Raw genomic sequence first — 19,596 nt, 5'->3', positions numbered from 1 at the left:
TGGACCGGCCCCGTTTTCTTTTCACCGGCGGTAGTGCGCGCCCGGCGTATGCCCGAAGGCGCGGCGGAAGACGTCGATGAACGCGCTGGTGGACGCCCAGCCGCAGGCATGCGCCACCGCGGTCACCGGCGTGTTCTCGGCGAGGAGCACCAGCGCGCGGTAGAGCCGTAACTGGGTACGCCATTGCGGGAACGTCATGCCTAGGTCTGCCTTGAAGAGCCGGGCCAGGGTGCGGTCGCTGGCCCCGACCCGGGCACCGAGGGCGGCCAGCGTCCGGTTGTCGGCCGGATCGGCGCTCAGGATCTCGCACAGCGCGCGCAGCCGCGGATCCTCCGGCGTCGGCAGGTGCAGGGGCCGCTGTGGTGAGGCGCGAAGCTGATCGAGCAGCACCGCGCGCAACCGCCGTCGTTCCGGGGTGTCCTCGCGCGGCGGGCCGGTGTAGGCGCGGATCAGCTCACGCAGGAGCGGGCCGACGGCCAGCACGCTCGGTCCGTCCAGCCGCAACGGGTTCTCGGTCGCGGGCAGGCCGACCAGGTGGAGTTCGAGGTCGCCGTGCGCCTGATGGGCGTGCACGGTCCCGGCGGGCACCCAGACGGCCCGGGTGGCCGGAGCGACCCATGAGCCCCTGTCGGTGGTGATGGCCAGTACGCCATGGGCGGCGTAGACGACCTGATGATCGTCGTGGCGGTGCGCGTCGACCGTCGTGCCGGAGGCCAGGGACCGGACCTGCGTCGGCGCGGCGGGCAAGTGGCGGATTTCCGTCATCGTTTGTCATTTTATCGGAAGCGCGACACTGTGACCGCCGACGAGCATGGCGGGATGCCGAAGAACAAAGCGATCATCCTGCTGGCGGCCGGCCATGCCTGCGTCGACGTCTACCAAGGTTCGGTGGCCGCGCTGGTGCCGTTCTTCGCCGCCGAGCGGGCCTACGGGTACGCCGCGGTGTCGGGCATCGTGCTGGCCGCGTCCCTGCTGTCCTCGGTGGCGCAACCGCTGTTCGGCGCGCTGACCGATCGATGGGCGATGCCGTGGCTCCTGCCGGTGAGCACGGTCCTCGGCGGAGCCGGCATCGGACTCGGCGGGTTCGTCGATTCCTACCCGCTGACACTGGTTTTCGTGGCGGTGTCCGGGATCGGGGTGGCCGCCTATCATCCCGAGGCGGCCAGGGTCGCGAGGAGCGCGAGCGGTGGCGGCCATACCGCGATGGGCTGGTTCTCCCTCGGCGGGAACATCGGGTTCGCGGCCGCTCCCGTGCTCGTCGCCGCGGTCATGACCCTCGGCGGCCTGCCCGCCTCCCCCTTGCTCGTCGTCCCGGCCCTGGCCGGCGCGGTGCTCTGCCTGCCCGTGCTGCGTCTGCTCGCCAAACCCACCGGCACCGGCGGGCGCACCGCGGGCGGCGTGGGAACCGACGACTGGAAGTCGTTCGGGAAGCTGTCGCTGGCCGTCGTCTTCCGCTCGATCGTCTTCATGGGGCTGAGCACCTTCGTCTCGCTCTACGCGCAGGAGCGGACCGGCGGTGGCACGACGACGGGCAGTGCCGCGCTGTTCCTGCTGTATCTCGGCGGGGCCGGGGGCACGCTCCTGGGCAGCAGGCTGGCGGGGCGCTGGGGCCGGGTCACGCTCGTGCGCTGGTCGTATCTGGGCACCGTCGTCGCCGTCGCGGGTGTCGTGTTCGTTCCCGGACCGGCGTTCTTCCCCTTCGTCCTGCTGGCCGCGGTGGGCCTGTACATCCCGTTCTCGCTGCAGATCACGCTCTCCCAGGACTACCTTCCCCGCCGCGTCGGGACCGCCAGCGGGGTCACGCTCGGCCTGACCGTCAGCATCGGCGGCCTCGCGAGTCCCGTCATCGGCACGATCGCCGACCACACCTCCCTGCGGACGGCGCTGATTCCCCTGATCGTCCTGCCGCTTTTGTGCTGGATCACAACCCGGACCCTGCCGGAGCCGTGCTCCGTCCAAATCGGAACGCCGCGCGAAGGAAAACTGTCAAATTCGCGGGGATAAATGATGTACGCCCCTGTACATCGTCAGTTACCGGCTGGTAGGTTCCGGAACATCCCACTGTGATCCACTTCATGATTCAAAGGGGAGTCATGACCCGAAAGCCCGCTCGCCTGCTGGCCGTCGCGATCGCGCTCGTCCTCACTTTCGCCGCCGCGCCCGCCGCTTCCGCCGCCACCACGACCGATCCGTTCTACAGCTATGACGGCAGCGAACCGTTGTCGTCGTACAGCCCGGGAACCGTGTTGAAAACCCGGACGCTGAATTACCACGTCCTCGGTATTTCCACGCCGCTCAAAGTGACCCAGCTGCTCTACCGGACCACCGACGCGCTGGGAAAACCGTCGGCCAACGTCACTTCGGTGCTCCGCAGTCTCACCGGTGACAGCACCAAAGCCGTTTCGTACCAGTCATTCTACGACTCCCTCAATCCCGAGCACGGGCCGTCGAGGGCGATCGCCGGTGACGTCTCGTTCGGCGGCCTGATCGCGAACGCGGAATCCCTCTTCATCGCGCCCGCGCTGCTGCTGGGCTACAACGTCGTCATTCCCGACACCGAAGGCCAGGACGCGAACTTCGCGGCCGGGCCGGAATACGGCACCAACACCCTGGACTCGGTCCGCGCCGCGATCCGCGCCCCGGAAACGGGAATGAACGACGGGACGCGGTTCGGTCTCATCGGTTATTCGGGGGGCGCCATCGCGACCGGCTGGGCGGCGGCACTCGCGCCCGAGTACGCGCCCGACGTCAACAAGAATCTCGTCGGTTTCACCGAAGGCGGGGTGCTCGTCAAACCCTCGCACAATCTCAAGTACGTCAACGGAAGTATCGCGTGGACCGGCGTCATCCCGATGGCGCTCATCGGCGTCTCCCGGTCCTTCGACATCGATCTCAAGCCGTACGCGAACTCCTATGGCCTGCAGGTGCTCAAGGATCTGGACAAGGCGTCGATCGCCGACGCGCTCGGCCGCTATCCCGGGCTGACGTGGGAGAAGTTCGTCAAACCCGAGTACGCCAACCCGAACACGGTGCTCCCGTACGTCGAGGCCGTGAACAAGGTCAATCTCGGCTCCGCGCCGACGCCCACCGTGCCCGGTTTCATCGCGCAGGGCAACAACGGTGTCGTGGAAGGCACTTTCGGCAATCCGCCGGGGATCGGGACCGGTGACGGGGTGATGGTCGCGGGTGACGTGCGCGCCCTCGCCCGGCAGTACTGCGCCACTGGCAACAAGTCGATCAGGTACGACCAGTACAACACGCTGAGCCACGTCGGGGCGGCCGTCGCCTGGGCGCCGCTGGCGATCGGCTGGCTCAACGACCGGTTCGCCGGCAAGCAGGCGCCGACCAGCTGCGGGAAGATCGCGCCCGGCAACTCGCTGGCGCCGGAGGTCCCGGCAGCCTGACCGCACAGGTCCGTGAAGGCCTCCTTCCCTACTCTCAAGGCAGGGAAGGAGGCCTTCATGGATTCCGCTGGTCAGGCGGGCCGGGACCCAGGCGCCCGTTTGGGTAAGGCGCACGGTTTCGTCGCAGGCCCGCGTCTTCGGCCCCACATGGCCACTCGCTGCGGCTGCGGCGCGCAAGTGTTACCGCCAGTGAGGGGTGTGTGGATTTAGGGACGTTGAACGTCCCTAAATCCACACACCCCTCACCTCGGTCGCTGTCCTGGGAGCGGCACGAACCAGTAGTTATGCGGCTTCGCCAGGCCCAAGTCCGGGTCAGTGACGGTACGGTGCCGCACGTGACCGAGCACCGCAAGCTGCCGAAGGGGCCGCACAAGCTCAGCCGCGACGAGGTCGCCGGCACCCAGCGTGCCCGGCTGATCGACGCGGTTCTGGAGAACACCGGCAGACGCGGCTATGTCGCCACCACCGTCGGCCACATCACCGCCACCGCGGGGGTGTCACGGACCTCGTTCTACGAACAGTTCACCGGCAAACAGGACGCCTTCCTCGCCGCCTATCGCGAGATCACCACCGAGTTCATCGCGCAGGGGGTGGCCGCGGGCGCCGAGGCCGCGACCCCGCTGGACGCCGTCGCGGCCTGCTGCGATTTCCTCGTCGACTACGTGCACCGGCGCCCCACCGCCGTCCGCGCCGCCCTGCTGGAGATCTACGCTCTCGGCGACGCCGGGCTCGAAGCGCGCGAGACCACCTTGCGCGCGGGCGAGGCCGTCTTCGACCGGACGGCGAAATGGTTGCGCGCCACCGATCCCACCCTGCCCGCCCCGCCGCCGTTCACCGCGCGGACGGTCGTCGCCGCGACGATCGAGTTGATCACGCAGGCCATCTGGAACGCCACCGAGGACGCCTACGGCCAGGCAAGGGAAGCCGTCCGCTACACGTGGCTACTCGGGTTGTTCGGACACCGCGGCATCGACGTCTAGCGGGCGAGACGCCGCCGCTCGAAGTCGACGATCAGTTTCGGGTACCGGCGCGGGAGCAGCCGGACGAGCCTGTCGACCAGTTTCGCGTCGTTCCCGACGAGCACCCGGGGCTTCCCCGCCTCGACCCCGTCGAGGATGATGCGGGCGGCCTGATCGGCCGGCATCTTCAGCAGTTTTTCGTTGTACACCCGGACGCGCTCCCGCTGTTCGGCGGTGGGTTCGATGCCGCGGGCCTCGGCTTCCTTCAGCGCCGCCGAGGCGATACCGGTTTTGACGCCGCCCGGGTGGACGACCGTGACCCGCACCGGATGCCCACCCGCGATCATCTCGGTGCGCAGCGCTTCGGTGAATCCCCGGACGCCGAACTTGCTGGCGCAGTAGGCGCTGAGCGTCGGCTGGGCCATGAAACCGTTGAGGCTGGAGATGTTCACGACCTGGCCGTCGCCGGAGTCGATCAAATGCGGCAGGAAGGCCTTGGTGCCGTTGATGACGCCGAACAGGTTGACCGCGAGCGTGCGGTCGTACAGCTCCCATTCGGCCTCGAGCACGGTCTGCCCGCCGCCGGCGATCCCGGCGTTGTTGTAGATCTGGTGGACCACGCCGAACTGCCCGGCGACGGTGGCCGCGTACTCCTGGACCGCCGCCCGGTCGCTGACGTCCAGCGCGGCGCCCTGCACCTCCGCGCCCAGGGCCTTGACCTCGGCGACGGTCTCGGCCAGCCCGGTTTCGTCCACATCGGACATCGCGAGCCGCGAGCCGCGCCGCGCGAGTTCGAGGGCCAGCTGACGGCCGATGCCGGAACCGGCGCCGGTGACGACGGCGACCTTGCCACGGACACTGCTCATCGGGTTTCTCCTGCCGGATCGAGGGCCACTTCGGCGGTGAGCCCGACGAGCCTGTCGACGAGGTCCGGGGCGATGTGATGCCCCATCCCGGGGATTTCGACGTAGCGGGCACCGTTCACGGCTTCCGCGGTCGCGCGCCCGCCACTGTGGTGGACCATGCGGTCGGTGTCCCCGTGGACCACGACCGTCGGGCAGGTGATGCGGCGGAGTTCGGCGGTGCGGTCGCCGCTGGCCTGGATCGCGCCGATCTGGCGGGCGATGCCGCTGCGGGCGCGCCGTCCCCCGGCCCGTTCCCACAGTCCCTCGGCCCAGGCCGTTTCGACGTCCTTGTCCAGGGGGAAGGTGGCCGAACCGAGGTGACCCATCAGCGACAGGTGCCCGGTCACCGATTCCTCGACCGTCCGGGCGGGCCGCCTCGCCATGCGCAGCAACGTCGACCGCGCGGGCTGGCCGACCCGGCGATGGCCGGTGGTGGAGAAGATCGACGTCAGCGACAGGACGCGACCGGGGTTCCGGGCGGCGACGGTCTGGGCGATCATGCCGCCCATCGACATACCGACAAGATGCGTCTTCTCGATGCCCAGGTGGTCCAGCAGGCCGACGGTGTCGGCGGCCATGTCCCCCAGGTCGTAGGCGCCGGGGAGCGGTTTGGCCAGGAGCTGCCGGAGCTTGCCCGGATTCGGCGCCTTGATGCGATCCGATCGGCCCGCGTCGCGGTTGTCCAGCCGGGTCACGCGGAAGCCGCGGCCGGTGAAGCCCTCGATCAGCTGCCGCGGCCACGACGTGAGATCCAGGCCGAGGCCGGCGATCAGCAGCAGGGGCACCCCGTCGGCGGGGCCGTCCTGGCGGTAGCAGATCCGCGGGCCGCCGGGCAGGTCGGCGAACTGGTCGGTCACGAGCTCACCGCTTCCCGGACCTCGGCGCGGGAGAAATGCAGCTCGGGATCGGTGATGTCGTCCGCGCGCAGCAACTTCATGTCCGAGTGGTAGCTCATCGAGGTCAGCCACGGCATGCGGTCGCCCTGACGCGGAAGCTGGTCGAGAGCGCGCTGGACGTACCCGGCGGCGAAGTCCAGGAACGGCCGCGTCGGCATGTCCGGGTCGGCGGGGACGGGACGGCACACGTCGTGGCCATGGGCGTCCATATGCGCGAGCAGACGGCAGAAGTGCTCGCACAGCAGGCCGATCTTGAGCGTCCACGACGAGTTCGTGTAGCCGATCGCGAACGCCGCGTTCGGCACGCCGGAAAGCATCATTCCCTTGTAGGCGACGGTTTCCGGCAGGACGACGGGTTCGCCGTCGACGCTGAGCGTCGCCCCGCCGAACACCTGGAGGTTCAGTCCGGTGGCGGTGACGATGATGTCCGCCGCCAGCTCCCGCCCGGATTCCAGCAGGACACCCTGTTCGGTGAAGGTCGCGATCTTGTCGGTGACGACGTCGGCCCGCCCCTTGCGGATGGCGGCGAACAGATCACCGCCGGGCACGGCGCACAGCCGCTGGTCCCACGGGTCGTACGGCGGGTTGAAATGCTCGTCGACCGGATAGCCCTTGGGGAGCTGCTTCTTGTTGACGTAGCGGATGAGCGAGCGCGCGGTCTTGGGGAACTTCTGGCAGAACTGCCAGACCGCGAGGCCCTTGCGGATGTTCTTGCGGCGGGTGAGCGCGTAGGCCCGTTCCTCGCCGAGGATCTTGCGGAGGCCGTTGGCGATCTTGTCCTCACGCGGCACCGGCATGACGTACGTCGGGGTGCGCTGCAGCATCGTCACGTGCGCCGCCGTCCCCGCCATCGCCGGGATCAGGGTGACCGCGGTGGCGCCGCTGCCGATCACGACCACGCGCTTGCCCGCGTAGTCGAGGTCGTCCGGCCAGTGCTGCGGATGCACGATCGTGCCCTGGAAACGGTCCCGGCCCGCGAAGTCCGGCGTGAAGCCCTCGTCGTAGCGGTAGTACCCGCCCGCGTTGAACATCCAGCCCGCGCTCAGCCGGGTGCGTTCACCGGTGTCGGTGCGTTCGATCTCGAGCAGCCAGCGGGCCTCGTCACTCGACCAGGCGGCCGAGAGCAGCTTGTGGTGGTACCGGATGCTGGGTTCGAGGCCGTTCTCGGCGACCGTTTCCCGCAGGTACGAAAGGATCCGCGGCGCGTCGGCGATGGACTGCTTGTCCCGCCACGGCTTGAACTCGTAGCCGAAGGTGTGGAGATCGGAGTCCGAGCGGATGCCGGGGTAACGGAACAGGTCCCAGGTGCCGCCGGACGCGCCGCGTGCCTCCAGGATGGCGAACTTCTTGTGCGGGAGTTCGGTCTTCAGGTAGCGCGCGGCCCCGATCCCGGAAATCCCGGCGCCGATGATGACCACGTCGAGGTGCTCGACGGGCGTGCTCGTCGTCATGCGGTACTCCAGCTCGTCTCGGTTCCCCCCACGATGCGGGTCCGCCGGGGGATTGCGCTAGCACTATCTGCACCATCATCATGGGCCCATGGTGCAAAGTGCCGCAGCGCGGTGGCCGACCCTGTCCCCCGAGGTACGGGATCTCTTCCGGCGCGGCGCGGAGATCGTCCTGCATCCGCGCGCCGAATGGATCGAGGAGCTGCACGAAGCCTCGCTCGGCGGGGACAGTATGCGCGCGGTCGCCGAGGACCCCGTGCTCACCGAGGGGACCAAACGCGCGAACCTGGCGAACCTGCTGCACTGGGCGGCCGCCAACGTGCAGCATCCGGGCAGGCGGGTGCCGGCCAATCTGAACCAGGAGGTGCTCGACGGCGCCCGGGACATGGTGCGCCGCGGCTTCGACTCCGGCGGCCTCGACGCCTACCGGCGGGCGCAGGGGGTGGCCTGGCGCCGGTGGATCGAGATCTGCTTCGACCTCACCGCCGACCCCGTCCTGCTCCGCGAACTGCTGGACGTCTCGTCGCTGTCGATCACCACGTTCATCGAGGACACGGTGGCGGCGGTGTCCCAGCGGATGGCCGCCGAACGCAGCGAACTGACCAGGGGCGCCCATGCCGAACGGCGCGCCGCGGTCACCCTGCTGCTGGAAGGCGCGCCCATCAGCCGGTCACGGGCCGAAGCCCAGCTGGGCTACCCGCTCGCCGGGCTCCACACGGCCGCGATCGTCTGGAGCGGCTCGGCCACGCCGTCGTCGCAACAGCTCGAGACCGCCGCCGAGACGCTCATGCGCGCCAGTGGCGCTTCGCACCGGCTGACCGTCGTCGCCAGCGCCGCCGCCCTGTGGGTCTGGCTGCCCGGCCGGACCCCGCCCCGGGCCGACCGGCTCGCCGAAGAACTCGCTCCGCATCCCGACGTCCGGGTGGCGTTGGGACGGCCCGGCAGCGGGATCGACGGTTTCCGCCGCAGCCACCTCGACGCCGCGGCCACCCAGCGGATGCTCGCGCGGCTCACCTCACCGCAGCAGATCGCGCGGTACCAGGACATCCAGCTGCTCGCCCTGCTCACCGGAGATCCGGCGCAGGCGGGCGAATTCGTCACCGACACCCTCGGGGACCTCCGGCACGCCGACGCCGAGACGCGGGAGACCGTCCGGACCTACGTGCGCGAACTAGGCAACACGACCCGGACCGCCGAACGGCTCTACACCCACCGCAACACCGTCGTGCGGCGGCTGGCGCGCGCGGACGAGCTGCTCCCCCGGCCGCTGGCGGAGAACGCGGTGAACGTGGCCGTCGCGCTGGAAACGTTGCGGTGGCTGGGCAGCGGGGCGTAAGCCGCTCAGCCGGCGGAACGGCCGGTGATGTCGGCCGAGAACCGGTTCACCGCAAGGCCTTCACCGCCCTGCCACGGCTCGAATCCGGCCTGGATGCTCGTCAGGTACCAGGAACCGTCCACCCGGGTCCGGGCGTCGACGTCGCGGACGAAGTCCATCACGTCGAACGACCACGACGACATCGCGGACGGGGCCACATAGGACACGACGTCGTTGCCGCCGTTGTTGCCCTGCCACACCTGCCAGGACCGCCCGCCGATGGTCGTGTAGCCGACCGCGCCGCCCACCGGCTGGACACCGCCCTGGCGGTGGAACCAGATCATGATCTCCATCTGGTTGACGCCCGTCCTTTTCGGAGTCGGATCCATCCAGATGTCGTAGGCGGCGTCGAAGATGCCCCCGGCGAAGCCGTATTCGATGGACGACGACGCGCGGCCGATCTGGCCGAGCTGCTTCGGCAGGTTCGTCCCGGGCGAGCAGCTGTCGTAGTGGCAGCCGGCGTAGACCGCCGGATACGACAGCGGCGCGCCGTTGGTGGCGGTGGATCCCTTCTGTGACGCGATCCGGAAACCGGAGTCGTGCACCGAGATGCACTGCTCGGCGTTGCTGCCCCAGCGGTTGTTCATCACCCGGTACTTGCCCTGGATCGTCGTCGCGCCGTACTGGTCGCAGATCAGGGTGTCGGCGTGCGCGGGTGCGGCGCCGGTGAGAGGGACGGTGAGTGTCGCGGCGGCCGCGAGCATCAAGGCGGCCAGGGACCTCGTCAGCTTCATTGCTTCCTCCGCCACGGTCCGGCGCCCCACTTTCTGGGAGCGCTCCCAAAGAGACCCACCGAGGAAACCACGACGTGACCCGTTCGCAAAGAGCCCAAAGAATGAGGCGACATCTATCGTTACCGGTTCGTTATTGACGACTCCGGCGTGCACCACTGGCGGTGAGTCCTTTGTGGACAACGACGAAACGCCTCATCCGCCGTCCTCCGGCCTGCCCAGCGGGAGGTCCAGGTTGCGGAGCATGGCGTCCTGTTCGGCCGTCGGTTCGCCGTCGATCGTGATGGTGAACGGCGGCGTTTCTTCGCGGGAGCGCAGGAAATTCCCCCACGCGATGCCCAGGTTGGCCAGTCCGGTCAGGGAACCGATGGACATCCGGATGACCTCGAAGGCGCCCCGGTCCCCCGAATCCCACGACCCCGCCGTGGTGATCGTGGCGGAGCGTGTCACGTCGACGTCGCCGCGGAGCCAGTCACAGAACTCTTTCAGCGCTTGTTCGTCGCCACCGGCGTTGATCGTCAGCTCCACGAGGCCCTCCACTCGGACGTGACCCCCTACAGATCGTGGCGTGGGCTCAGCGCGTAACAGGAATTCCGTCTTGTGATCTGACCGGTGCCCGCGCCGAGGCCGTTTCCGTCGTTCTAGGGTGAGGCATGGTTTCCACCGCCGAGAAGGCCACCAGGCTGCAGGAGCTGCACGCCGCCCCCGATCTGCTGCTCGTCGTCAACGTCTGGGACGCGATCACCGCGAAGGTCGTCGCCGAGACCCCCGGCACGCAGGCGCTCGCCACGCCGAGTCACGGGATCGCCGCCTCGCGCGGCTATCCCGACGGCGAGAAGATCCCCCGCGACGAGATGATCGCCGAGGTCGCCCTCATCGTCCGGACGGCGGGTGATCTCCCGGTCACCGCCGACCTGGAAGCGGGCTACGGCGATCCGGGCGGCACGGTCGCCAGGGCGATCGAGGCCGGCGCGGTCGGATGCAACCTCGAAGACCAGATGAAGCCGCTGGCCGAGTCGGTCAAGGCCGTCGAGGCCGCCGTCGCCGCGGCGCAGTCCGCGGGCGTGGACTTCGTGCTCAACGCGCGCACGGACGCCTTCCTCAAGGCGGGCGACCGCGACCCCGAAGAGGTACTGGCCGAGGCGATCACCCGCGGCCGCGCCTACCTGGACGCGGGCGCGTCGAACGTCTTCGTGCCGGGCAGGCTCGACGAGACGCAGGTCGGCAGGCTGGTCGAGGCGCTGGGCGAGCGCAAGGTGAACCTGATCGGCATCCCCGGCTCGATCCCGCTGGCGACCGCGCGGGAACTCGGCGTCTCCCGGGTCTCCTACGGCCCGTGGAGCCAGAACGTCGCCCTCACCGCCCTGGCCAAGCTCGCCGAGGACGTCTACGCGGGCGGCGGCCTGCCCGCCGACACCCGCAAGCTGAACTGACCGGAGTCGTGAGTGGTAATGACGGTTCTAACCGTCATTTCTTTAGGCACCTGCTCGTAGCCTGCGGCTTTGCTCGCGCCGAAGTACATGATGGCCCCCTTCCTTGCGCCTGGCGCAAGGAAGGGGGCCATCATGTACTAGGCAAGGTGTGAAGGTCGAGTTTCCTCGGCTGAGCCGCGTGAAGGGGACCTTCACGCGCTACCGCTGTGACTGATGGTGCCACTGAGCCCGGTGGTGATGGTCCGAGCCGCCAACGAACCTATCCCCGGCAGGTACCTAAACACGACGGTTCTATTGAGGGGTAGGGCAAATGTGTCCCCAATGTGCCATTGGAGACGTTCAAGGTCTCCAATGGAACATTGGGGACACCGGCTCCGAAACACGGGCCCGGATCCCGTTCTGAAGGGAACCTTCGAAACGCTCCACGTCCGAAAGGGGGCCTTCAGGACACCCCAGGCCACGAAAACCCCACCCGGCCCAGGGCGCACCCCCCGGCCATGTTCGCCTTACCTCTCAATAACCGTCATTACCACTCACGACGGGGTCCGGTACAGCGCGTCGATCTCGGCGGCGTAGGTCTCCGCGATCGACGCGCGCTTGAGTTTCATGGTCGGCGTCAGTTCGGTGCCACCCGGCTCCCAGTGGACCGGCAGCACGGTGAACTCGTTGACCTGTTCGACGCGGGATAGCCGGGCATTGGCCCGCTCGACGACGTCGGCGATCTCCCCGCGGAGCACCGGGTTCCCGGCCAGCACGGCGGGATCGGCCTTCAGTCCGTGCCGTTCGGCGAAGGCCGCCGCCGCGTCCGGGTCGAGGGTGATCAGGGCGACCACGCAGGGCCGCCGGTCACCGATCGCGACGGCCGAGCCGATCAGCGCACTCGCCGACTTGAGGGTGTTCTCGATATTCGACGGCGACATGTTCTTACCGGCCGCGTTGATGATCAGTTCCTTCTTGCGGTCCACAATGGACACGTAACCGTCCGCGTCGATGGTGGCGATGTCCCCGGTGTGCAGCCAGCCGTCTTCGTCGATCGCCTCGGCCGTCCGCCCGGGATCGTGCCGGTACCCGCGCATCAGGGCGGGACTGCGCATCAGCAGCTCCCCGTCGTCGGCGAGCCGGAGTTCCGCGCCGTACTGGGCTTTCCCGACCGTGCCCGGCCGGATGGCGTGCCGCGGGTTGATCGTGCCGTGGACCGAGGTCTCCGACATCGCCCACCCCTCGCAGATCGGCAGGCCGGTGGCCATCAGGAAGTTCAGCGCGTCCACCGCGATCGGGGCGGCGCCGCTGATCGGCAGCACGCAGGCGTCCAGCCCCATCCTGACGAGCAGCCGGTCGAGGACCAGCCGCCGGGCGACCCGGTGCCGCAGCCGCGACCATCGTGAAAGGGGCGTCCCGGCCGCTTGAGCGTGCACTGTGGACAGTCCGGTACCGAGCGCCCATTCCGCGATCGCCCGCCGCACACCGGGTTGCGCCGCGACGGCCTGCTCGATCCCCGCCTTGATCTTGTACCAGAGCATCGGCACGCCGAGGAACACCGTCGGCCGGACGGCGGGAAGGGCGGCCACCACGGCCTTCGGGTCCGCCACGCAGGTGATCGTCGCCGCCGAGACGATCGGGAAGTAGTGCGCGAAGTACCGGTTGGCGAGGTGGGCGTCCGGCAGGAACGAGAGCACGCGACCGCCTTCGACCGCGGCGGCGATGTCCGGCGATTCCAGCGCGGCGCCCATGCTGTAGGTGAGGTTGCGGTGCGTGAGTTCGACGCCTTTCGGCGGTCCCGTGGTGCCGGAGGTGTAGATCAGCGTCAGCACGTCGTCAGGGCCGACGGCTTGCCACGCACTGTCGAAGTCGAACCCCGGCGCCTCGATGTTTTCCAGTTCCGCGAGGGAGATCGTGCCCTCGGGAGCGCCGTCCACGCAGACGACGCGGTCCACTTTCCCCACCAGTGGGAGGAATCGCTCCTCGCAGACCACGATCCGGTTGCCCGCGTTCGCGAACAGGTACTCGATCTGTTCCGCGGAACTGGTGTTGTAGATCGAGAACGGGATCGCGCCCAGGTGGAACGCCGCCACGTCGAGCAGGTGGAATTCCGGCCGGTTGGCCAGCATGAGCGCCACGGTGTCCCCGCGGCGGACGCCGAGAGCGTGCAGCCCGGCGGCCAGCCGCCGCACTCGTTCGCCGTACCGGCGCCAGGTCAGCGACACCGCGTCATCCGGGGTCCGCAGCGCGACGACGTCGCCGGACTCCGCGACCGTGCGCTGGAAAACGTGGCACAGGCTGGGAATCTCCCGCAGTTCGGCCGCGCCGAAGCCCATCCGCCCTCCCGATATTAATACAAACGTATCAATTAAGAGTGAGACGTTAGTATCGGTTCGACCGAAGGGGAAGTCAATGACCGGCAGTCGCGGCAAGCAGCAGGCACGGAGCCGGGAGCGGCGGGAACTGCTGCTCCGGGCGGCGATGCGGCTGATCTGTGACAGCGGCGTCAAGGCGGTGACCCACCGCGCGGTCTCCGCGCACGCCGGGCTGCCGCCCGCAGCGGCCGGGTACTACTTCGCGACCAGCCAGGAACTCATCGAGGAGGCCCTGCGGTTCCACATCCACGAGCGGATCGAGATCGTGCGCGCACTGCTCGCCGACGTGGTCCGTGACGCGGAATCCGTACTGGAGGTCGGCGAACGGCTCACCCGGGCGCTGGTGGCAGGCAAGTTCGGCGTGACCGTCGCGCAGTACGAGCTGTACATGGAAGCCGCCAGGAACCCGGCGATGCGCGCCGTCGTCGACGAGGCGATGGGCGCCTTCGAAGCGTCGGCCGCACCTCTCCTCGCCTCTCTCGGCATCGCCGATTCCCGGCGCGCGGCCAAGGCGTTCATGGCGCTGCTGGACGGTTTGGCCCTGCACCGGCTGGCCAGTCCGCAACCGGTCGAAGCGGACGTCGAACTCACGAAACGCTCACTGCAGGGGCTTTTCCTCGCCTTCGCCCTGGACGCCGACGACCTGCGGCGGCAGACCAGCCTCCCGCTCGCCGATTGACACGCTCCGGACGTCTGATCGATACTCCCGTATCAGAAAATTGATACACATGTACTAGTTCGGTGGAGGCTCGTATGACCGGGCGTATCCGCGGCGTCGTCGCCGCGACGATCGTGATGGCGGCGGCCCTCACCGCACCGGGCGCGACGGCGGCGGCCGCGCCGGGCTGTGAGCCGTGGCAGGTGCGCACCGTCGCGACGGGACTCGGCCTGCCACTGGAGAACCTCGCCTTCGACGGGCGAGGCGGCCTCCTGGTCTCCAGAACGCTGTTCGCCGGCAACGGAACCGTCGAGCGCGTGACGCCGGACGGCGCCGCGAGCACCCTGCTGCCGGTCTACGGGCCGGGCGCGCTTTCGGTGCGCGGCAACGAGTTGTACGTCAACACCGGCCATATCACGACCGACGGGCTGCTCGGCCTGAAGACCGGCACCATCGACATTTACGACTTCGACACCGGGAAACGGCGGACCTGGGCCACCGGTCTCACCATGCCCGACGGCGGCACGGTGCTGCCGAACGGCGACGCGGTGATCAGCACCCTGATCGGCCCGAAGCGCGGACTCTGGCTGGTACGCAAGGAGAATCCGGCCGCACCGGAACGGTTCGGCCCCGAGCTGTTCGGCCCCAACGGCATGGTCGTCGGCCACGACGGCCGCACTCTGTACGTGGCCAACACCGGCGACCCGGACTTCCAGATCGCCGCGATCGACCTCGCGAATCCGGCCGCGCCCACGAAGAAGATCCGGCTTCAGGCGCCGTGGCCGCTGAACATCATCGACGACCTGACCCTCGGGGCCGACGGACGGCTCTACACGGCCGGTGAACACGGCATCGTCCACCGCGTCGACCCGGACTCCGGCGCGACCTGCGCGATCGCCACCGGTGTGCACCTGGGCTCGTCCGTGCGGTTCGGCGCCGGTCCCGGCTGGGACCCGGAAAGCCTGTACAGCACCGGTTTCGACGGTGCCGTGCGGCGGCTCGTCCCGCCCGGCGCGAGCGACTGACGCAACAGGGTTCCGAAGCATTGAGGTGTAGGGGCAAATGTGTCCCCAAGGTGGCATTGGAGACGTTCAAGGTCTCCAATGCCACATTGGAGACACCGGCTCCGAAACACGGGCCCGGATCCCGTTCTGAAGGGAACCTTCGAAACGCTCCACGTCCGAAAGGGGGCCTTCAGGACACCCCAGGCCACGAAACCCCACCCAGCCCAGGGCGCACCACCCAGCCCATGCTTGCCTCACCTCTCAATAAGTAAGTCTCTGTCGGCAGCGCTAGTATGCCAGCATGCTCATTTGCTAGCATGCTGGCATGACTCAGGTCGCCAAACGGCAATTCAGCGTGTATCTGCCGGCCGACCTCATCAGGCGGGTGAAGCACGCGTCCGTGGACGCCGACGAATCGCTCTCGGCGTTCGTCGAGCGCGTACTCGAGGACCACCTGCGACGGAGCCACTCCCCCAGCGAGGAACGATCATGATGCGAGTGATGCCGATCCGCTACAGCCCGGATGTCGCGGCCATGACCCGGTTCTATCAAGTGCTCGGCCTGCGGGTCGGATCGGTGTCCCGTCCCGGCGGTTGGATCGAGATGCCCGCCGAGGGTGGCATGCTGGCCCTCCACCGCTCGTCCGGCGAAGAGGCTGGCCGGTGCGAGCTGGCCTTCGAAGTCGGCGAACCGCTGGAGGACATCGCGGAACGCTTGCGGGCGGCCGGATTCGAGCCCGAGCCGCCGGTCGACGAAGGCTTCGGGTTCTCCATGCGCGTTCAGGATCCCGACGGGGTGTGGGTGCAGCTCAACCTGTACGACCGAGACCTCTACACGTGACCGGAGGCCGCCTCGCCCGGCGGACGGGTCCGCTGTTCCTCGCGGCAGGCGTCGTCACGCTCGAGTTCGCGGCCGCGGTGACCGGCTTCGTCGCTTCCAGCCTGCTTCCCGTCGTCACCGCCGACCTGGACGCGCGGGACGACCTCGGGCTTCTGCTCGCCGGTTCGACGCTGGGGTTGTTCGTCGCGCTTCCGGTGGCGAGCCGGGTGCTGCGGCGGCTGGGCACGCGCGGCACTCTGGCCGCCGGGATGGTCGCCTACCTCGGCGGGCTCGCGCTGGCCGCTTCCGCCCGGTCGGCGTGGATGTTCGCACTGGGGCAGTTCTCGGCCGGGCTCGCCAGCGGGCTCCTCGCCGTTTTCGGTGTCAGCGCGGCGATCCGGCATCTCGACGAACGGCTGCGGATCCAGGTGATCGCGGTGTCGTCGGCGATGTGGATCCTCCCCGCCCTGGCAGGCCCGGCCGCGACCCTCGGCCTGGAACAGCTGGTGGGCTGGCGCTGGACGTTGCTGCTGCCGGTCCCGTTCGTCCTTTTCGGACGGTTGATGGTGGTGCGCGCCGCCAGGGGCGATCCACCGGAAGAGGGCCCGCCACGGCCGCTGGCAAGGACTTTGCTGGTACCGCTGGGTGCGGCGGGGGTCGTGCTCGGCGGGGGATGGTGGCCGCTCACGATCGCCGGTGCGATCGTCACCGTCGCCGGGATGATCGCGATCCTGCCCGCCGGGACCGCGCGCCTGCGGCCGGGGACGCCCGCCGCCCTCGGCGCGATGGTGTTGTTCGCCGCCGGGTATTTCGGCGCGGACAGCCTGATCACCGTGCTGCTGACGAGCGGATTCCAGGTGAGCCTCGGCCGGGCGGCGATCGTCCTCGGTGCCGCGCCGCTCTGCTGGGCGGTGACGAGCCTGGTGGCCACCCGGTTCACCGCGGCACGGAGGTTCCCCGCGGCCGGACTGGGCCTGACCGCCCTCGGCACGGCCGTCTTGGCGATCGCGCTCGCCACCGGCGGTTCGTTCGCCGTGGTACTCGGCGCGTGGGCCGTGGGCGGGATCGGGGTCGGGCTCGCTTATCCCGGTCTGTACATCCGGGCGACCACCGCGGGCCCGGACGGTTTCACGGCCGCGGAACTGGCGACCGCGGTCATCACGGCGGAATGCCTCGGACAGCTCCTGGGCCGCGCCGTCGGCGGGACCTTGAGTTCGTCGGGCGGGCTTTTCGCCTCTTATGTGGTGTTCGCGGTCGCTCTGCTCGTCTCCGCGTACGCGGCGAGACGGGCGGGCTGAACACCGCTTTCAGGTCCCCGTGGTGGTCGCGCCGGGCGACCGCCACAGGGACCTTCGGTACCGTCCGCCTACTTCTTCCGGGTCGAACGCTTACGCGCCGGGGCTTCGGCGACGGGCTTCGACTTGGCGGCCAGTTCGGCGGCGTCGAAGGCTTCGTAGATCTCGTTCGGGATCCGGCCACGTTCGGCGATCGAGTACCCGTTCTCGCTCGCCCAAGCGCGCACCCGCTGGTTGCGCTCGCGGTCGGTCGGCTTTTTCGTACCGTCGGCCACGGCGGCCGTCGCCTGCCCGGCCGCGACCTTGACGCGACGTCCACCGACACGCTTGCCCGCGCCGACGTACTGCGCGAGCTCCTCACGCAACGCCTCGGCGTTCTCGTCCGAGAGGTCGATCTCGTACGAGACACCGTCGAGCGCGAAAGGAACCGTCTGAGTCGCGGTCCCGCCGTCGAGGTCGTCCACGATCTGGACGACGACTTTCTGAGCCATGAAGAGCCTTTCACCAGGTCATGCGGCAATGCCTCCGCATCAGCTATCACGATGAGCGTAGCGCGGGTTCACCGGATCGGCGGTATGACACCCGACGTCGTCACGAGGCGTGGCCCACAGGGCCCGGCCGTCGCGTCCGGTTCGGACAGGTGGTTTCTCTTGGTAGTGAAGAGATTCTCACCCTCGGACCGCGCTCGGCGATGACGCCGCTCCGGTCCGCACCGGTGGTCCATAAAGGACATACTCGTGGGCTGAAAGGGCCCTTCCCCGCATGCGATGCGGTGAAGGGCGCTTTCCCCGCGTCGCATGCGACGAAAGCGTCCTTCAGCTCCGGACCGCGGGCAGGCGAAGGGACCGCAACGTACTCACCGCCTCCGGGCCCGGGGGACCAAGGTCTCGTTGAGCGGGCAGGGGCCGGTATGGATAATTCGGCCCATGACGAACGCCGCCCGAGGCGAGAACGCCGCCACTTTCAAGGCGTTGCTGAAGGGGCATCGCGTTCGCGCCGGCCTCACGCAGGAGGAACTCGCCGAGGGGTCCGGGGTCAGCGTCCGGGCCATCAGCGACATGGAACGCGGGATCGCCAAAGGCCCCCAGCGCCGGACGATCGAATCGCTCGCCGGGCCACTGTCCTTGACCGACGAAGAACTGATCACCCTGCAGAAGGTCGCCAAGCAGAGCCGCACCCAGCCGGTCGCCGCCCCGGCGCCCGCGACGGCCGGGATCTACGGATCACCCCTGATCGGCGTCCTGCCCGCGGACGTCGACGACCTCACCGGCCGGGAGCACGATCTCGGCGCGTTGCGCACACTCGTCGCCGATCTGGGCGACGGGCGGCGCCGGGCGGGCCGGGTCGCGGTGCTGAGCGGGCCGCCCGGGACCGGCAAGACGACGCTCGCGGTGCGGACGGCCCACGACCTCGCGGCCGACTTCCCCGACGGCAGGCTCTTCCTGAAACTGCGCGGGATGTCGTCCGAACCGAACGAACCGGCGGACGTGCTGCACGTGATCCTGCGCTCGCTGGGGGTCGACGCCGTCCGCATCCCGGCGGATCTGGAGGACCGGGTGAGCCTCTGCCGGTCCCTGCTGCAGGACCGCGCCACCCTGATCGTCCTCGACGACGCGGCCGACGAGGCGCAGGTCCGCCCGCTCCTGGTCGGCGGGCCGCGGTGTCTCACCCTGATCTCCAGCCGCCAGATGCTGGTGGGACTCGAAGGCGCGAGCCGGCACAGTCTCGACGTGCTCGGCGAGGACGAGGCCGTCGCGCTGCTTTCGGCCATCATCGGGTCCGGGCGGGTCGGCCGGGAGCGGTCCGCGGCGCTCGAGCTGGTCGAACTGTGCGGACGACTGCCGCTCGCGTTGCGCATCGCGGGCAACCGGCTGGCGAGCCGTCCCACGTGGCCGCTGTCGCGGCTGGTCGAACAGCTCCGTGACCGGAGCAGGCGGCTGACGACGCTGACCGCCGGTGATCTCACCGTCCGCGGCGTGTTCGAGTTGTCCTACCGTCAGCTCACCCCGGCCGCCGCGATGGTGTTCCGGCGGCTCGCGGTCGTTCCGGCGGCCGACTTCTCCGTGGGTGCGGCGATGGTGCTCATCGAGGCCCAGGAAGAGGACGACGCCGCCCTCTTCCTGGAAGAACTGGCCGACGCGAGCCTGCTCCAGACGTCACAGGAGAACGGCCGGTACCAGTTCCACGACCTCCTGCGGGTGTTCGCGATGGAGCGGCTCACCCAGGAGGAGACCCCGGACGCCGTCGAAGCGGCGGAGAACCGGCTCGCCGACTGGCTGGTGCGCACGGCGACGGCGGCGGGCCACTACTTCCAG

Annotated in this window: 19 protein-coding genes; 11 read left to right on the top strand and 8 right to left on the bottom strand. The window is 69.2% G+C overall.

Features of this window, described 5'->3' with window-relative positions; genetic code table 11:
• Positions 1-21: 21 nt before the first annotated feature.
• Positions 22-765 carry an AraC family transcriptional regulator gene (locus L324_RS37325; RefSeq protein ID WP_037320171.1) on the bottom strand — a complete coding sequence of 248 codons (744 nt, stop codon included), beginning with the start codon at positions 763-765 and terminating at the stop codon, positions 22-24.
• 54 nt (positions 766-819) lie between these two features.
• Between L324_RS37325 and L324_RS37320 the strand changes: the two genes are divergently transcribed.
• The 3 genes from L324_RS37320 to L324_RS37310 all read left to right on the top strand — a co-directional run bounded on the left by L324_RS37320 (position 820) and on the right by L324_RS37310 (position 4,384).
• Entirely contained in the window at positions 820-2,004 is a 1,185-nt protein-coding gene (locus L324_RS37320; RefSeq protein ID WP_037320255.1) for an MFS transporter, read from the top strand.
• A gap of 89 nt (positions 2,005-2,093) precedes the next feature.
• Positions 2,094-3,404 (top strand): lipase family protein, encoded by a 1,311-nt coding sequence (locus L324_RS37315; RefSeq protein ID WP_037320168.1) that lies wholly within the window; start codon positions 2,094-2,096, stop codon positions 3,402-3,404.
• A 335-nt stretch (positions 3,405-3,739) separates the two neighbouring features.
• Positions 3,740-4,384: a TetR/AcrR family transcriptional regulator gene (locus tag L324_RS37310; RefSeq protein ID WP_235783765.1), complete on the top strand. Its 645-nt coding sequence runs from the start codon at positions 3,740-3,742 to the stop codon at positions 4,382-4,384.
• Here the strand turns inward: L324_RS37310 and L324_RS37305 are convergent.
• The 3 genes from L324_RS37305 to L324_RS37295 are packed head-to-tail and all read right to left on the bottom strand — an operon-like array spanning position 4,381 to position 7,615.
• The gene (locus L324_RS37305) at positions 4,381-5,229 is read right to left on the bottom strand and encodes an SDR family NAD(P)-dependent oxidoreductase (protein ID WP_037320166.1); all 849 of its coding nucleotides are present in this window, start codon (positions 5,227-5,229) and stop codon (positions 4,381-4,383) included. The genes L324_RS37310 and L324_RS37305 overlap by 4 nt on opposite strands.
• Positions 5,226-6,125, bottom strand: a complete 900-nt coding sequence (locus L324_RS37300; RefSeq protein WP_037320164.1) for an alpha/beta fold hydrolase — start codon at positions 6,123-6,125, stop codon at positions 5,226-5,228. Before L324_RS37300 ends, L324_RS37305 begins: the two co-directional genes overlap by 4 nt.
• Complete coding sequence (locus L324_RS37295) at positions 6,122-7,615, bottom strand: flavin-containing monooxygenase (RefSeq protein WP_037320161.1); 1,494 nt, start codon at positions 7,613-7,615, stop codon at positions 6,122-6,124. Before L324_RS37295 ends, L324_RS37300 begins: the two co-directional genes overlap by 4 nt.
• Before the next feature lie 88 nt (positions 7,616-7,703).
• Between L324_RS37295 and L324_RS37290 the strand changes: the two genes are divergently transcribed.
• Positions 7,704-8,948, top strand: a complete 1,245-nt coding sequence (locus tag L324_RS37290) for a PucR family transcriptional regulator (protein ID WP_037320158.1) — start codon at positions 7,704-7,706, stop codon at positions 8,946-8,948.
• Positions 8,949-8,953: 5 nt separating this feature from the next.
• Here the strand turns inward: L324_RS37290 and L324_RS37285 are convergent, their stop codons facing one another.
• Together L324_RS37285 and L324_RS37280 are read right to left on the bottom strand one after the other, a co-directional pair.
• Positions 8,954-9,721: a GH12 family glycosyl hydrolase domain-containing protein gene (locus L324_RS37285; protein WP_152547117.1), complete on the bottom strand. Its 768-nt coding sequence runs from the start codon at positions 9,719-9,721 to the stop codon at positions 8,954-8,956.
• Positions 9,722-9,913: 192 nt separating this feature from the next.
• Positions 9,914-10,246: an effector-associated constant component EACC1 gene (locus L324_RS37280; protein ID WP_037320246.1), complete on the bottom strand. Its 333-nt coding sequence runs from the start codon at positions 10,244-10,246 to the stop codon at positions 9,914-9,916.
• A gap of 125 nt (positions 10,247-10,371) precedes the next feature.
• Here L324_RS37280 and L324_RS37275 point away from each other — a divergent pair, with 125 nt between their 5' ends.
• Positions 10,372-11,151, top strand: coding sequence for an isocitrate lyase/PEP mutase family protein (locus tag L324_RS37275; protein ID WP_037320156.1), 780 nt, complete (start codon positions 10,372-10,374; stop codon positions 11,149-11,151).
• A gap of 533 nt (positions 11,152-11,684) precedes the next feature.
• Here L324_RS37275 and L324_RS37270 read toward each other — a convergent pair.
• On the bottom strand, positions 11,685-13,466 hold the full coding sequence (locus L324_RS37270) for an AMP-dependent synthetase/ligase (protein ID WP_051174339.1): 1,782 nt from the start codon (positions 13,464-13,466) through the stop codon (positions 11,685-11,687).
• A 76-nt stretch (positions 13,467-13,542) separates the two neighbouring features.
• On the opposite strand from L324_RS37270, the gene L324_RS37265 reads away from it, so the two are divergent.
• The 5 genes from L324_RS37265 (at position 13,543) to L324_RS37245 (ending at position 17,284) form a co-directional block, all read left to right on the top strand.
• Entirely contained in the window at positions 13,543-14,184 is a 642-nt protein-coding gene (locus tag L324_RS37265; RefSeq protein ID WP_037320154.1) for a TetR/AcrR family transcriptional regulator, read from the top strand.
• Positions 14,185-14,258: 74 nt separating this feature from the next.
• On the top strand, positions 14,259-15,188 hold the full coding sequence (locus L324_RS37260; protein WP_037320152.1) for an SMP-30/gluconolactonase/LRE family protein: 930 nt from the start codon (positions 14,259-14,261) through the stop codon (positions 15,186-15,188).
• Between the two features lie 304 nt (positions 15,189-15,492).
• Positions 15,493-15,660 (top strand): hypothetical protein, encoded by a 168-nt coding sequence (locus tag L324_RS37255; protein WP_037320149.1) that lies wholly within the window; start codon positions 15,493-15,495, stop codon positions 15,658-15,660.
• Positions 15,657-16,007: a VOC family protein gene (locus L324_RS37250; RefSeq protein WP_037320148.1), complete on the top strand. Its 351-nt coding sequence runs from the start codon at positions 15,657-15,659 to the stop codon at positions 16,005-16,007. Before L324_RS37255 ends, L324_RS37250 begins: the two co-directional genes overlap by 4 nt.
• Complete coding sequence (locus L324_RS37245; RefSeq protein WP_037320146.1) at positions 16,004-17,284, top strand: MFS transporter; 1,281 nt, start codon at positions 16,004-16,006, stop codon at positions 17,282-17,284. Before L324_RS37250 ends, L324_RS37245 begins: the two co-directional genes overlap by 4 nt.
• Before the next feature lie 68 nt (positions 17,285-17,352).
• Here L324_RS37245 and L324_RS37240 read toward each other — a convergent pair whose 3' ends face one another.
• Complete coding sequence (locus L324_RS37240) at positions 17,353-17,772, bottom strand: histone-like nucleoid-structuring protein Lsr2 (protein ID WP_037320144.1); 420 nt, start codon at positions 17,770-17,772, stop codon at positions 17,353-17,355.
• 435 nt (positions 17,773-18,207) lie between these two features.
• Here L324_RS37240 and L324_RS37235 point away from each other — a divergent pair.
• On the top strand, positions 18,208-19,596 hold a 1,389-nt coding region (locus L324_RS37235), incomplete at its 3' end, for an XRE family transcriptional regulator (protein ID WP_037320141.1).

Origin of the sequence: Amycolatopsis orientalis DSM 40040 = KCTC 9412 (assembly GCF_000478275.1) — a bacterium.
Lineage (GTDB): Bacteria > Actinomycetota > Actinomycetes > Mycobacteriales > Pseudonocardiaceae > Amycolatopsis > Amycolatopsis orientalis.
The sequence above is the reverse complement of the archived record's forward strand: the minus strand, read 5'-3'. Positions and strand labels throughout refer to the sequence as shown.